Below are 11820 nucleotides of genomic sequence, written 5' to 3' on the forward strand. Positions count from 1 at the left end.
CTGCTCCCGCTGCCCGTCCTGATGCCGCTGCTCGCCGCCGGCGTCAAGATCACCCTCGGTCCGCGGCACCCCGGGCTCCAGCGCGTGATCAGCGTGACGGTGCTCGCCGCGGTGCTCTCCGTCGCCGTCGTCCTGCTGGTGCGGGCCGACCGGTTCGGCCCGCAGACCGTCCAGGTCGGCGCCTGGCCCGCGCCGCTCGGCGTCACCCTGGTCGCCGACCGGCTGTCGGCGGTGATGCTGACGGTGTCGGCCGCGGTCACCCTGTGCGTCATGGTCTACGCCATCGGCCAGGACGTGGCCGACGCCGACCGCCGCACCCCGCTGTCGGTGTTCCACCCGACCTACCTGCTGCTGGTCGCCGGCGTCGCGGACGCGTTCCTGGCCGGCGACCTGTTCAACCTGTTCGTCGGCTTCGAGATCATGCTGATGGCCAGCTACGTGCTGATCACCCTCGGCGGCACCGCCGCCCGGGTCCGCGCCGGCACCACCTACATCATGGTCGCGCTGCTGTCCTCGATGCTGTTCCTGATCGCGATAGGGGTGATCTACGCGGCGGCCGGGACGGTCAACATGGCGCAGCTCGCCGAGCGGTTCCAGGCGCTGCCGTCCGGGATCACCCTGCTCGCCGAGCTGATGCTGCTGACCGCGTTCGGCATCAAGGCCGCGGTGTTCCCGCTGTCGATGTGGCTGCCCGACTCCTATCCCACCGCGCCCGCGCCGGTGACCGCGGTGTTCGCCGGGCTGCTCACCAAGATCGGCATCTACGGCTTCATCCGGGCCGAGACGCTGCTGTTCCCCGGCCACGCCACCCGGCCCCTGCTGCTCGCCGCCGCGCTGCTCAGCATGGTCGTCGGCGTGCTCGGCGCGCTGGTCCAGGTCGACATCAAGCGGCTGCTGTCGTTCACCCTGGTCAGCCACATCGGCTACATGATCTTCGGGGTGGCGCTGGGCTCGGCCGCCGCGCTGGCCGCCACCGTCTTCTACGTCCTGCACCACATCACCATCCAGACCACGCTGTTCCTGGTCGCCGGGCTGATCGAGCGGCGTGGCGGCAGTACCTCCCTGCACCGGCTCGGCGGCCTCGCCCGCACCGCGCCGCTGATCGGCCTGCTGTTCTTCGTCCCGGCGATGAACCTCGGGGGCGTCCCGCCGCTGTCGGGGTTCCTCGGCAAGCTCGGGCTGCTCCAGGCCGGCCTGGCCGACGGCGGCGCGTTCGCCGACGTCCTGGTCGTCACGGCGGTCGGCACCAGCCTGCTGACCCTCTACGCGCTGGTGAAGGTCTGGAACCAGGCGTTCTGGCGCGTACCCGCCGAGATGCCCGGCACGTCCGCCGAGGCCGAGGACGAAGGGGCCGCACCGCCGTCGGTCCGGCTGCCCGCCGCCATGGTCGGCGCGACCGTCGCGCTCCTTGCGCTGAGCCTGGCCTACACCGCCGCCGGCGGCCCCCTCGTCTCACTGACCGAACGCGCCGCCGCCGAGCTCCTCAGCCCCGCCGGCTACATCCAGGCCGTACGGCCACAAGAACCGGGAGGGCCGTCATGAGCGAACTGCCGCCGTTCAGCCTGCGGATCGGGCGCCGGGTGGTGCAGTTGCCCCTGGTCGTCTGGCTGGTCGCGATCTGGCAGCTCATGTGGGACCGGATCTCCATCGCGAACCTGCTGTCCGGCCTCGCCGTCGCGCTGGCGCTGGTGCTGGTCTTCCCGTTCCCGCCGCTCGACCCGGGCCTGCGGCTGCACCCGCTCGGCCTCGTCCGGTTCTTCGCGCGCTTCGCCGCCGACCTGCTGCGCAGCGCCGGGCCGCTCACCTGGCAGGCGTTCGGCTCGGCCGACCGCGACGTGGTCAGCTCCGTGGTCGGCGTGACGCTGCGCACCCGTTCGGACCTGATCCTCACCGCCATGGCCATCGCGTTGTCGGCCGTCCCCGGAACCCTCGTGGTGGACGTCCGGCGCGGCACGTCCACCCTGTTCCTGCACGTCCTCGGCGCCGACCACGACGCCGCCGTGGCCAAGGCCCGCCAGGACGTGCTCAAGCTGGAGACGCGGGTCGTCCGCGCGTTCGGCACCCGCGAGGACCTGCGGGCGATCTCGGAGGAGACCCCATGACGATCGTCATCGCCGTCGCGACCGCCGCCCTCGGCGTCGCCGCCGCGCTCACCCTGGCCCGCCTGGTGCGCGGCCCGACGATGCTCGACCGCGCCGTGGCCCTGGACGTGCTGGCGGCCGTCATCATGGCCGGTCTCGGCGTCGAGGCGATCGCCGCCGAGGACCCCTGGGTGCTCCCGACGCTGCTGGCCCTGTCGCTGATCGGGTTCGTGGGCTCGGCCTCGATCGCCAGGTTCCTGGTCTACCGGAACGAGGAGGACGCGTGACCGCGCTCTGCCTGCTGCTCGGCGCCACCGCGTCCCTCGGCGCCGGCCTCGGCCTGCTCCGCCTGCCCGACCTGCTGACCCGCATGCACGCCGCCACCAAACCGCAGGCGGTGGGCCTCCTGCTGGTCCTCATCGCGGTCGGCATCCACTTTCCGTCCGCCTCGGTCATCACCACCCTGGTCCTGGTGATGGCGCTCCAGCTCGTCACCGTCCCGATTGCCGCCCACATGGTCGGACGCGCCGCCTACCGAACCGGCCAGGTCGCTCGGGACCGCCTCTACCAGGACGACCTCAACGCCGCCCTGGAACCTCAGGAGGACTGACCCACCAGCCCCAGCCCGCGCAGCCGCTCGTCGACCTCCCGCACATGCCGCGACCCCGCCCAGGGCTCCAGTTGTTCACGGGTCTTGAGGACGCTGCGCACCAGGCGTGCCGAGCTGTGCACGGATGTGACCTCCATGCCAGCCAGTATCCGTCCGGCCGCGGAGTCGATCTCGCGCTTCTGGATGAGGACTCCCGCGCATTCGAGCTGGGCGAACGCGTACTCGCGCGGACATGTGCGCTTGAGGGTGGGAAGCGTGTGTTCCGCGGTGCCGAGCGCCTCGTCGTGACGGCCCAGCCGAGCGTGACAGAAGACCGCGTGATGCTGCACGCGCTCGGGCGTCCACCAGTACAGGTGTGCCGGGCCCTTCTCCGAGCGGATGCGGTCGGCCACCTCGGTCGCCCGTGCCATGGCCCGGAGGCTCGCGCCGGTCTTCTCCTTGCCCGCTGAGGCGAGCACCCTCGCCAGCATCAGCGCCGTGGTGCCCTGCTGAAGGGGGCTGGTGCTGCTCCGCACCCAGCCCTGCGCGGCGTACGCGTGGTCCAGCGCCCGAGGCACTTGGCCTCGGTACTCGGCCATGTTGGCGATGGATCCGTGGAGGTGTGCGATGAGCGTCGCGTCCGACAGTTCGTGGGCCGCGCGCAGGCCGTCGTCATAGCGGGTCGCCGCGCCCGCGTGGTCGAGCAGGTCGAAGTGCTGCCAGCCGGAGAGATGCGACAGATTCGCGTACACCGAGATCAGCCGCTCTCGGAGTGCCTCCGGCATGCCGCCCTTGGCGAGCAGGTCGCCGACCACTGCGCGCTGGGCGTCGATGACCGCGATGACCTTCTCCGGGCCGTGGGTGTCGTCGAGCTGGCGGCAGTGGGCGATGAGGGTCTCGATGGTGGTGACGGTCTGGGCGTCGACCCGGCCGGATTGGGTGACGACGCGGGCCAGGCGCTCGGTCTCGGCGGGCGGCAGCCGCCGGAGGAGGGGGAGGGCGGCGGTGCCGCCGAGGGCCAGGGCGAGCTGGAAGAGCAGGTCCCGTCGCTTCACGTCCGCCTCCATACCGCTGAGCGCGTGGAAGAGTTCCACGGTCGCCTGCGGGGACGGGGCGGACGCGGCCGGACCCGGGTCCTGATCCCAGGGGAGGGCGTCGGCCCTGCCCTCGCGTGACCGTTCCATGCTGACACGCGAACGGCCGGACGCAACCCCCGGGACGGCGGCGTCGACGACCTCCTGCTCCTTCGGCGGGTACGAGGCGTACACCTCGGTGGTGACCAGGTTGCGGGTGGCGGTCCCGTACACGCGGGCGAGGAGGCGCAGCGTCCAGGCGGGCGGACGCCTGCCGTGATCGGGCCACGCCTCGAAGTCGTACAGCCGCGACTCGCGCAGCGAGGCCGTCCCGGCGGGGTCGGCCTGGTTGTAGAGGTCGGCGGCAGTGCGGGCGGTCAGGCCGGCCGCGCAGCGGTAGACGCGCAGCGGACTGAACGAGGGGTGGTCGAGCGCGAGGATCACGGCGATCTGCTCGACGGTGAAGCCGCGTGCTCCCAGCGCCTCCGCCTTGCGGCGGCAGTGCCTTTGCGTGGTGTGGCCTTCGGAGGTCATGGCGGCTCCCTCGATGGTCGTGCACGGATCGTACAACCGCGTGCACGGAGCGGGACGGATGTTGGGCCGGAGATCGGCCCGAATGGGGAGGCGTGCCCGAGACGGGCACTGTTCGTGCAGGTCAGAGGCTTGGCCCGCGGGGAGGTCGTGGCCGGGAAGCGGGGGGTCGCCGCAGGTGGGCGGGTGCGAAACCGTCGTACCTCCACGAGAACCGAGCCGACGGAGGCGACGATGTGCCCGCACCAGACCGGTCTGCTGGAGGCCCCCGGCGTGACCATGAACCGGCTGCTGTGCTGGCGGCGCGCCTTCCCGGGAGTCGCGGCGCAGGTGGGCGAGGCGCGGCGGTTCGTGGGGTCCCTGCTCGCGGCCGACCCGGTGTGCGACGACGCGGTCTGGATCGCGGGGGAGCTGGCGGGCAACGCGGTCGTGCACTCGCGCTCCGGGCTGCCGGACGGGACGTTCGCGGTGGAGGTGGCGCGGTCGCCGTTCGTGGTGCGGGTGTGCGTGTTCGACGACGGCGGCGGCGGGGTGCCGGGGGTTCCGGACGGGCCGGAAGAGCTCGCCGAGAACGGCCGCGGCCTCCTCGGGGTGCGCGAGCTGGCGCGTTCGCACGGGTCGTGCCCGCTGCCCGGAGGGGGACGCGTGGTGTGGGCTCTTTTGCTTCGGTGACGCTGAACGTCGGCAACGTGGGGTTTTGTAGGTGCTGCAACTCTAAGATCGAATGGAACGATCTTTCAGGGGGGAGACCGGCGTGGCGGACGCAGTGGACTTGAGGACCGACGTTCCTCACTCGGCTCGGATCTACGACTACCTGCTGGGCGGGAAGGACAACTACCCCGCCGACCGGGGCGCCGCCGGGAACATCGTCAAGGACTGGATCAACCTGCCGAAGTCGATGCGGGCCAACCGGCACTTCATGCGCCGCGCGACCGGGTTCCTGGCCGCCGAGCACGGGTTCCGGCAGTTCCTCGACATCGGGACCGGGCTGCCCACCGCGCCCAACCTGCATGAGGTCGTGCAGGGCGTCGCGCCGGACGCGCGGATCGTCTACGTCGACAACGACCCGATCGTCCTCGTGCACGCGCGTGCGCTGCTGACCAGCTCGCCGGGGGGCCGGACGACCTACCTCGACGCCGACTTCCGCGACCCCGAGGCGATCCTGTCGTCCCCCGAGTTGAAGGGGACGCTGGACCTGGGCCTGCCGGTGGCGCTGAGCCTGTTCGCCATCCTCCAGTTCGTCGTGGACGACGCGGTGGCCAAGGGCGTGATCGACAGGCTGATGGAGCCGCTGGCATCCGGCAGCGTGCTGGCGCTGTCGACGGTGACGGCCGATAGTGCGCCCGAGGAGGTCGAGAGCGGCGTGGCCGGCTACAACGCGGGCGGCATCCCCACGCGGGCGCGGAACCGGACCGAAGTCGAACACCTGTTCGATGGCTATGAGCTGCTCGATCCGGGCATCGTGCTGGTCAACCACTGGCGGCCCGACGAGCAGGCCGCAGCGGTTCCGGACGAGCATGTGCACATGTACGGCGGGGTGGCCCGCAAGCCCTGACGGGTTCGGGCACCGGGCCGTTTCGGGCAGTATGGAAGGGTGACACAGGCCATTGACGCGGGCGCCTCGCTGGCGGACCTCGTCGCGGGCGGCGGTGTGGTGGTGCTGAGCGGCGCCGGGCTGTCGACGGAGTCGGGGATCCCCGACTACCGGGGCGAGACCGGGCGCAGGCGGCGGGCCGAGCCGATGACCTACCAGGCGTTCGTCGGCGGCGAGGCGGCCCGCCGGCGGTACTGGGCGCGCAGCCATCTCGGGTGGCGGCACATCGCGCGGGCCGCGCCCAACGACGGGCATCGCGCCGTCGCCGAGCTCCAGGCCCGCGGGCTGGTGGACGGGATCATCACCCAGAACGTCGACGGCCTGCACCAGGCCGCCGGGGCCCGCGAGGTGATCGAGCTGCACGGCGGCCTCGACCGGGTGCTGTGCCTGTCCTGCGGTGAGCGGACGCCGCGCGACCGGCTCGACCGGCGGCTGCGCGAGGCCAACCCGGGCTGGGACGCGCAGGCCGACATGATCAACCCCGACGGCGACGCCGTGCTGGACGACGATCAGGTCGAGTCGTTCCGGGTCGTCCCGTGCGAGCGGTGCGGCGGCCCGCTCAAGCCCGACGTGATCTTCTTCGGCGAGAACGTGCCGCCGCCGCGCGTCCGCGACTGCTACGCGCTGACCGAGCGGGCCGGGGTGCTGCTGGTGCTCGGGTCGTCGCTGACGGTGATGTCCGGGCTCCGGTTCGTCCGGCGGGCCGCCGGGGCCGGCATCCCGGTGGTCATCGTCAACCGCGGGCCGACCCGCGGCGACGACCTCGCCCGGCTGAACCTGGACCTCCCCCTCGGCTCGGCCTTGACCGGCCTGGTCGCGGCGCTGCCCTAGCTAGCTAGCCCGCCAGGGCGGAGGCGACCAGGTCGCGGGCCTCCTCCTGGACGGCCGCCAGGTGCTCGGGCCCCCGGAACGACTCGGCGTAGATCTTGTAGACGTCCTCGGTGCCGGACGGTCGGGCGGCGAACCACGCCGACTCCGTCGCGACCTTCAGCCCGCCGATCGGGGCGCCGTTGCCGGGCGCCTCGGTGAGGACGGCGGTGATCGGCTCCCCGGCCAGGTCGCGGGCGGTGACCTGATCGGCGGCCAGCCTCTTGAGGACGGCCTTCTCCGCCGGGGTGGCGGGGGCGTCCACGCGGGCGTAGGCGGGGTCGCCGTACCGCTCGGCGAGCCCGGCGTACAAGCGGCTCGGCGACTCGCCGGTCACCGCGGTGATCTCGGCGGCGAGCAGGGCCAGGATGAGCCCGTCCTTGTCGGTGGTCCAGGGCGAGCCGTCGCGGCGCAGGAACGCGGCGCCCGCGCTCTCCTCGCCGCCGAACGCGAGCGAGCCCTCCAGCAGGCCCGGGACGAACCACTTGAAGCCGACCGGGACCTCGACCAGGTCGCGGCCGAGCCCGGCCGCCACCCGGTCGATCATGCCGCTGCTCACCAGGGTCTTGCCGACGCCCGCGCCGGCGGGCCAGCCGGGGCGGTGCCCGTACAGGTAGGCGATCGCGGCGGCGAGGAAGTGGTTGGGGTTCATCAGCCCCGCGTCCGGGGTCACGACGCCGTGCCGGTCGGCGTCGGCGTCGTTGCCGGTGGACACGTCGTAGGACGACCGGTTCTCGATCAGGGACGCCATCGCGTGCGGCGACGAGCAGTCCATCCGGATCCGGCCGTCCCAGTCCAGGGTCATGAACCGCCAGGTGGGGTCGGTCGCGGGGTTGACGACGGTCAGGTCGAGCCGGTGCCGTTCGGCGATCTCGCCCCAGTAGGCGACGCTCGCGCCGCCGAGCGGGTCGGCGCCGATCCGGACCCCGGCGGAGCGGATCGCGTCCAGGTCGAGCACCGACGGGAGGTCGTCCACGTAGCCGGCGAGGAAGTCGTGGCGGCCGGTGGTGTCGGCGGCGAGCGCCCGCGCGTACGGGACGCGCCGGACCGCCTTCAGCCCGCCCTCGATGATCGTGTTGGCCCGGTCCTGGATCCACGAGGTGGCCTCGGTGCCGGCCGGGCCGCCGTCCGGCGGGTTGTACTTGAACCCGCCGTCCCGGGGCGGGTTGTGCGACGGGGTGATGACCACGCCGTCGGCGAGCCCGGTGGCGCGGCCCCGGTTGTGGCCGAGGACCGCGTGCGAGAGCGCCGGGGTGGGGGTGTACCCGTCCCGCGCGTCGATCAGCACCCGGACGCCGTTGCCCGCGAACACCTCCAGCGCCGTCGCCTGCGCGGGCGCCGACAGCGCGTGCGGGTCGGCGCCGAGGAACAGCGGGCCGTCGATCCCTTGAGCCGTCCGGTACTCGCAGATCGCCTGGGCGGTCGCGGCGATGTGGTCCTCGTTGAAGGCCGTGTCGAACGCCGACCCGCGGTGCCCGGACGTGCCGAACGCGACGCGCTGCGCCGCCACGGCGGGGTCGGGGCGCAGGCTGTAGTACGCGGTGACCAGCCGCGGCACGTCCACGAGGTCGGACGGAAGGGCGGGCTGCCCGGCGCGCGCGTCCACCATGATGCCTCCTCAGGTTCTCGATCGGTGTGCCTCCAGGATGACCGCCCGCCCCCGGGCTGCGCGCCCCGCCCGGCGGAAGACCGGCCGCGGCGAGCAACATCGCGGCGTCCCGACCGTCTATAGGACATGGACGGACTTGAAACAGAGGTGGCCGACCCGCCCGGCGACCCCCGGGACGGCGTGGCCGCCCTCTTCCACGACAACCGGCTGAAGCTGCTCAGGCTCGCGGTGCTGATGGTCGGCGACGAGGCGACGGCCGAGGACGTGGTGCAGGACGCCTTCATCGGGCTGCACCGCCGCTGGTCGGGGCTGGACGACGAGCGCAAGGCGCCGGCCTACGCCCGCGCCTCGGTGCTGAACGGCTGCCGGTCGGTGCTGCGGCGCCGGTCGATCGCGCGGCGGCTCGGGATCGTCCACGAGCCGCCGGTCTGGTCGGCGGAGTCGGAGGTGCTCGTCGGCGAGGAGCGGCGCGGGGTGATGGAGGCGCTGCAGAAGCTGCCGCGGCGGCGCCGCGAGGTCCTCGTCCTGCGCTACTACCTCGACCTGGGCGACGCCGAGATCGCCGAGGCGATGGGCATCGCCGAGGTCACCGTCCGCACCACCGCCGCCAGGGCCCTGACCGCACTCGCACGTCTGCTGGGGAACCAAGAATGACCAGGACAGAGGAACAGCTCCGCGACGCGCTGAACGGCGTCGCCGAACTCGTGCACGGAACCGAACGCGCCCGCGTCCCGGCGGCGCGCGGGCGCCGGCGGTTCTCCGGCTGGCTGGTGCCGGCCACGATGGCGGCGGTCCTGCTGGTCGTCGTCGCGGGCGTCTTCACCGCGGCGTCGCTGCGCTCCCCGGCCGCCCCGAAGCCGGTGTCACCGGCCGGCGCGTCCGGCCGGTACTTCGTCTCGCTGACGGCGCAGGGCGCCGGGCCCGCGGGCAACGGCGCAGCGGTACGGGACTCGGCGACCGGGGAGGTCGTGCACGTGGCGCCCGCCCCGGAGGGGACCGAATGGTCGGCCGCCGCCGCGACGGCCGACGGGAGCTCCTTCTACCTGGTCGGGTCGCGAGGGGACGCCGCCGGTTCGCTCCTGTACCGGCTCCGTCCCTCCACCGGCGCGTCCTGGCGGCTGGACCCCGTCGCAGGCGTGGACCTGCCGGTCGTCGACGGGGTGGCCGTATCGCCCGACGGGACGCGCCTGGCCTACGTCAAGGCGGGCCCGAGGAAGACCGCCGTCGCCGACCACATCGAGATCCACGTGGTCACCCTCGCCGGCGGGCACCGGGAGGTGTTCCAGAGCTCCGCGCTCATCGGCGCCGAAAGCCTGAGCTGGTCGGCGGACGGGGCCCGCCTGGGGTTCGCCGCCACCTTCCGCGGGGGCCGCACCGAGCTCCGGATCCTGGACGCCGCCGCCGGACACGACCTGCTGAAGGCCTCCCGTCCGGTCGCCGAGCGGGGACTCGGCCAGCTGACCACGCCGGTGCTCGGCGCGGACGGCTCCAAGGTGTACGTGATCGCGGCGCAGCCGGCCGAGGACGGCGGCCCGTCGTGGACCCGGCTGATCGAGGTCGACGCCGCCTCCGGGCGCCAGCTCCGCGTGCTGTTCGAGCAGCGCCACGGCGACAGCTCCACCAACACCGTCTGGAACTTCACCGTGCTGGTCCGCGACGCGTCCGGCCGGAGGCTGCTGCTGGTCTCCAACGGGTGGGGCCACCGGATCGACATCGGGACGGCGCGGGCGGAGCGATTCCCGGTTCCGGAGGGCGAACCGCACTCTTTGGCCTGGTGACGCGGCCGATGATGTGGCGAAGATGGTTCCGGGCCCCTGGATTCCGTACGGTATCGGCTCGTGACCCCCAAGCCTGCCGGCCTTCCCAAGGCCCACCAGCTCAGGACCCGGGCCGCCGACATCGGCGGCTGCACCGCCGGGCTGCTGCGGTTCGCCACTCCGCACGAGGCGGACGCGCTGCTCGGCCAGATCCCCTCCGTCCGCGCCCGCCAGTCGCTGAACAGCTACGGGATGCCCAACCGGGTGGTCGCCGAGGCCATGCTGCGCCGCGGCGACAAGGAGCACCTCGGCTGGCTGGTCGTGCAGGCGCTCCGTCCTGGGAGCTGGCCGGTGCTGCTCGGGCGGCTCCTGGACCTGGACGATCCCGTGGTGAACGAGCGGCTGATGGCCGCCCCGGGCCGGACCGACGTCCCGCGCAACCTGCGCAGGCAGCTCGCCCACCAGACCTCGCGGCGGGACGGCGTCACGCCGGTGCCGCTCCCCGAGGGGCTGCGCGAGGTGCCCGGTCCGGGCGACCGGGCCTCCCTCGGACCCGACCACGCGCTGCTGCACGCGGCGGACGCGGGACTCGCGGCGCGGGCCCTGCGCTTCCTCGGCGCGGGCGCCGACCCGCACGGCGCCGCGCGGGCGTGCCGGACGATGCTGGACGCGGGCCTGCGCGACGAGCTGCGCGCGCTGGTGGACGAGGGCCGCCTGCCCGCGTACCGGTGGGGGCCGCACGAGCGGGAGCCGAGCGTGCTGGACTACGCGCGGGACGCGCTCGCCGGCACGGAGGGGGAGCGGCGGCTGCGCGAGCTGTCCGAGCGGGTCCGCAAGCCCGAGATGCTCCGCTCCATAGGTGAGATGTCCGACTCCGACGCCCGGTCCACCCGCTGGGAGGACACCCGGCTGGTCCGCACCCGGGTGGACCGCCGCAACCCGGCCGTGCCCCGGGTGGACTGGGCCGCGGTGCTGGCGGACGAGCCGCGCCGCCGCGCCGCCGACGGCGCGCTCCCGCGCTTCGCCGCCAAGATCATGGCGCAGCGCGCCGACGTCCCGCTGGAGCTGGTGCGGGCGGTCGTGGCCGACCACCCCGAGCTCGCCGTCTTCCTGAGCGATCCGGTCCCGCGGGTGCTCGCCGACCTGTGCGGGCAGAGCCCCCGGCCGGGCACCCCGGTGGTGACCAAGGTCGTCGGCAACGGGCTCGCCGCGGGCACGCTGACCCCGCAGGACGTCGTCGAGATCGTGCCGGAGGAGCTGCTGGAGAGCGTGACCGGCGCGCTGTGGCTGCCCGGGCTGCGCGGCCTCGCGGCGGTGCGGACGCTGGTCGGCCTGGCGGGCGACGTCGAGCTGGACCCCTTCTTCGTCGACGAGACCGGGGCGGGGACGCGGCGCCGCCTGCGCGACCCGCGGCGGCCCGCGCACTGGCATCCGGGGGCCGTCTACGGCCCGAGGCTCGCCGCGGTGCTCCGCGCGCGCGGCGACCGGGGCATGACCGCCGACGAGGTGCTGGCCGAGGCCGACACCGACGCGATCCTGGCCGCGTCCGGCGCCGCGCCGCCCGATCCCCGCGTGCTGCGGCGGCTGGCCGAGCACGTGCACGCGAACCTGTCCGGACGGCCCGAGGCGTGGATGGCGGCGCTGAAGCTGCTGGAGGACGGATTCGCCGGGTCCCTGCCCGAACTGCTGGGCGCCGCCGCCGAGGCCACGCCGTGACGC

General features: G+C 73.7%; 12 protein-coding genes. 10 read left to right on the plus strand and 2 right to left on the minus strand.

Features of this window, described 5'->3' with window-relative positions; genetic code table 11:
• Nucleotides 1-21 precede the first annotated feature (21 nt).
• The 4 genes from OHA34_RS38165 to mnhG are packed head-to-tail and all read left to right on the plus strand — an operon-like array spanning nucleotide 22 to nucleotide 2691.
• Nucleotides 22-1542: a Na+/H+ antiporter subunit D gene (locus OHA34_RS38165; protein WP_285938533.1), complete on the plus strand. Its 1521-nt coding sequence runs from the start codon at nucleotides 22-24 to the stop codon at nucleotides 1540-1542.
• The gene (locus tag OHA34_RS38170) at nucleotides 1539-2102 is read left to right on the plus strand and encodes a Na+/H+ antiporter subunit E (protein WP_285936346.1); all 564 of its coding nucleotides are present in this window, start codon (nucleotides 1539-1541) and stop codon (nucleotides 2100-2102) included. Before OHA34_RS38165 ends, OHA34_RS38170 begins: the two co-directional genes overlap by 4 nt.
• A complete protein-coding gene (locus tag OHA34_RS38175) occupies nucleotides 2099-2368 on the plus strand; it encodes a monovalent cation/H+ antiporter complex subunit F (RefSeq protein ID WP_285936345.1) in 270 nt (89 codons plus the stop codon). Before OHA34_RS38170 ends, OHA34_RS38175 begins: the two co-directional genes overlap by 4 nt.
• Nucleotides 2365-2691: a monovalent cation/H(+) antiporter subunit G gene (gene mnhG / locus OHA34_RS38180; RefSeq protein WP_285936344.1), complete on the plus strand. Its 327-nt coding sequence runs from the start codon at nucleotides 2365-2367 to the stop codon at nucleotides 2689-2691. The genes OHA34_RS38175 and mnhG overlap by 4 nt, the downstream gene beginning before the upstream one ends.
• Here mnhG and OHA34_RS38185 read toward each other — a convergent pair.
• The gene (locus OHA34_RS38185; RefSeq protein WP_329520310.1) at nucleotides 2679-4277 is read right to left on the minus strand and encodes a hypothetical protein; all 1599 of its coding nucleotides are present in this window, start codon (nucleotides 4275-4277) and stop codon (nucleotides 2679-2681) included. The two genes, mnhG and OHA34_RS38185, sit on opposite strands and share 13 nt — an antisense overlap.
• Nucleotides 4278-4508: 231 nt before the next feature.
• Between OHA34_RS38185 and OHA34_RS38190 the strand changes: the two genes are divergently transcribed.
• From OHA34_RS38190 to OHA34_RS38200, 3 genes are all read left to right on the plus strand, one after another.
• A complete protein-coding gene (locus OHA34_RS38190) occupies nucleotides 4509-4946 on the plus strand; it encodes an ATP-binding protein (protein ID WP_285936342.1) in 438 nt (145 codons plus the stop codon).
• An 82-nt stretch (nucleotides 4947-5028) separates the two neighbouring features.
• The gene (locus tag OHA34_RS38195; RefSeq protein WP_285936340.1) at nucleotides 5029-5829 is read left to right on the plus strand and encodes an SAM-dependent methyltransferase; all 801 of its coding nucleotides are present in this window, start codon (nucleotides 5029-5031) and stop codon (nucleotides 5827-5829) included.
• Between the two features lie 39 nt (nucleotides 5830-5868).
• Complete coding sequence (locus OHA34_RS38200) at nucleotides 5869-6699, plus strand: NAD-dependent protein deacetylase (protein WP_329520311.1); 831 nt, start codon at nucleotides 5869-5871, stop codon at nucleotides 6697-6699.
• A gap of 4 nt (nucleotides 6700-6703) precedes the next feature.
• Here OHA34_RS38200 and pgm read toward each other — a convergent pair whose 3' ends face one another.
• On the minus strand, nucleotides 6704-8344 hold the full coding sequence (pgm, locus tag OHA34_RS38205) for a phosphoglucomutase (alpha-D-glucose-1,6-bisphosphate-dependent) (RefSeq protein ID WP_329520312.1): 1641 nt from the start codon (nucleotides 8342-8344) through the stop codon (nucleotides 6704-6706).
• 126 nt (nucleotides 8345-8470) lie between these two features.
• Here pgm and OHA34_RS38210 point away from each other — a divergent pair, with 126 nt between their 5' ends.
• From OHA34_RS38210 to OHA34_RS38220, 3 genes are read left to right on the plus strand one after another with little or no spacing between them, the layout of a single operon-like run.
• On the plus strand, nucleotides 8471-8998 hold the full coding sequence (locus OHA34_RS38210; RefSeq protein WP_285936335.1) for a sigma-70 family RNA polymerase sigma factor: 528 nt from the start codon (nucleotides 8471-8473) through the stop codon (nucleotides 8996-8998).
• Nucleotides 8995-10122 (plus strand): hypothetical protein, encoded by a 1128-nt coding sequence (locus OHA34_RS38215; RefSeq protein ID WP_285936334.1) that lies wholly within the window; start codon nucleotides 8995-8997, stop codon nucleotides 10120-10122. The genes OHA34_RS38210 and OHA34_RS38215 overlap by 4 nt, the downstream gene beginning before the upstream one ends.
• A gap of 60 nt (nucleotides 10123-10182) precedes the next feature.
• Nucleotides 10183-11817, plus strand: a complete 1635-nt coding sequence (locus tag OHA34_RS38220; RefSeq protein ID WP_329520313.1) for a hypothetical protein — start codon at nucleotides 10183-10185, stop codon at nucleotides 11815-11817.
• Nucleotides 11818-11820 lie beyond the last annotated feature (3 nt).

The organism is Spirillospora sp. NBC_01491, assembly GCF_036227065.1.
Taxonomy (GTDB): Bacteria; Actinomycetota; Actinomycetes; order Streptosporangiales; family Streptosporangiaceae; genus Spirillospora; species Spirillospora xylanilytica.

What these genes read in the sequence shown, in the direction of transcription:
- OHA34_RS38165 (WP_285938533.1), top strand. Translation starts at nt 22, where the DNA reads ATGCCGCTGCTCGCCGCCGGCGTCAAGATCACCCTCGGTCCGCGGCAC.
- OHA34_RS38170 (WP_285936346.1), top strand. Translation starts at nt 1,539, where the DNA reads ATGAGCGAACTGCCGCCGTTCAGCCTGCGGATCGGGCGCCGGGTGGTG.
- OHA34_RS38175 (WP_285936345.1), top strand. Translation starts at nt 2,099, where the DNA reads ATGACGATCGTCATCGCCGTCGCGACCGCCGCCCTCGGCGTCGCCGCC.
- OHA34_RS38185 (WP_329520310.1), bottom strand. Translation starts at nt 4,277, where the DNA reads ATGACCTCCGAAGGCCACACCACGCAAAGGCACTGCCGCCGCAAGGCG.
- OHA34_RS38190 (WP_285936342.1), top strand. Translation starts at nt 4,509, where the DNA reads ATGTGCCCGCACCAGACCGGTCTGCTGGAGGCCCCCGGCGTGACCATG.
- pgm (WP_329520312.1), bottom strand. Translation starts at nt 8,344, where the DNA reads ATGGTGGACGCGCGCGCCGGGCAGCCCGCCCTTCCGTCCGACCTCGTG.
- OHA34_RS38210 (WP_285936335.1), top strand. Translation starts at nt 8,471, where the DNA reads ATGGACGGACTTGAAACAGAGGTGGCCGACCCGCCCGGCGACCCCCGG.
- OHA34_RS38215 (WP_285936334.1), top strand. Translation starts at nt 8,995, where the DNA reads ATGACCAGGACAGAGGAACAGCTCCGCGACGCGCTGAACGGCGTCGCC.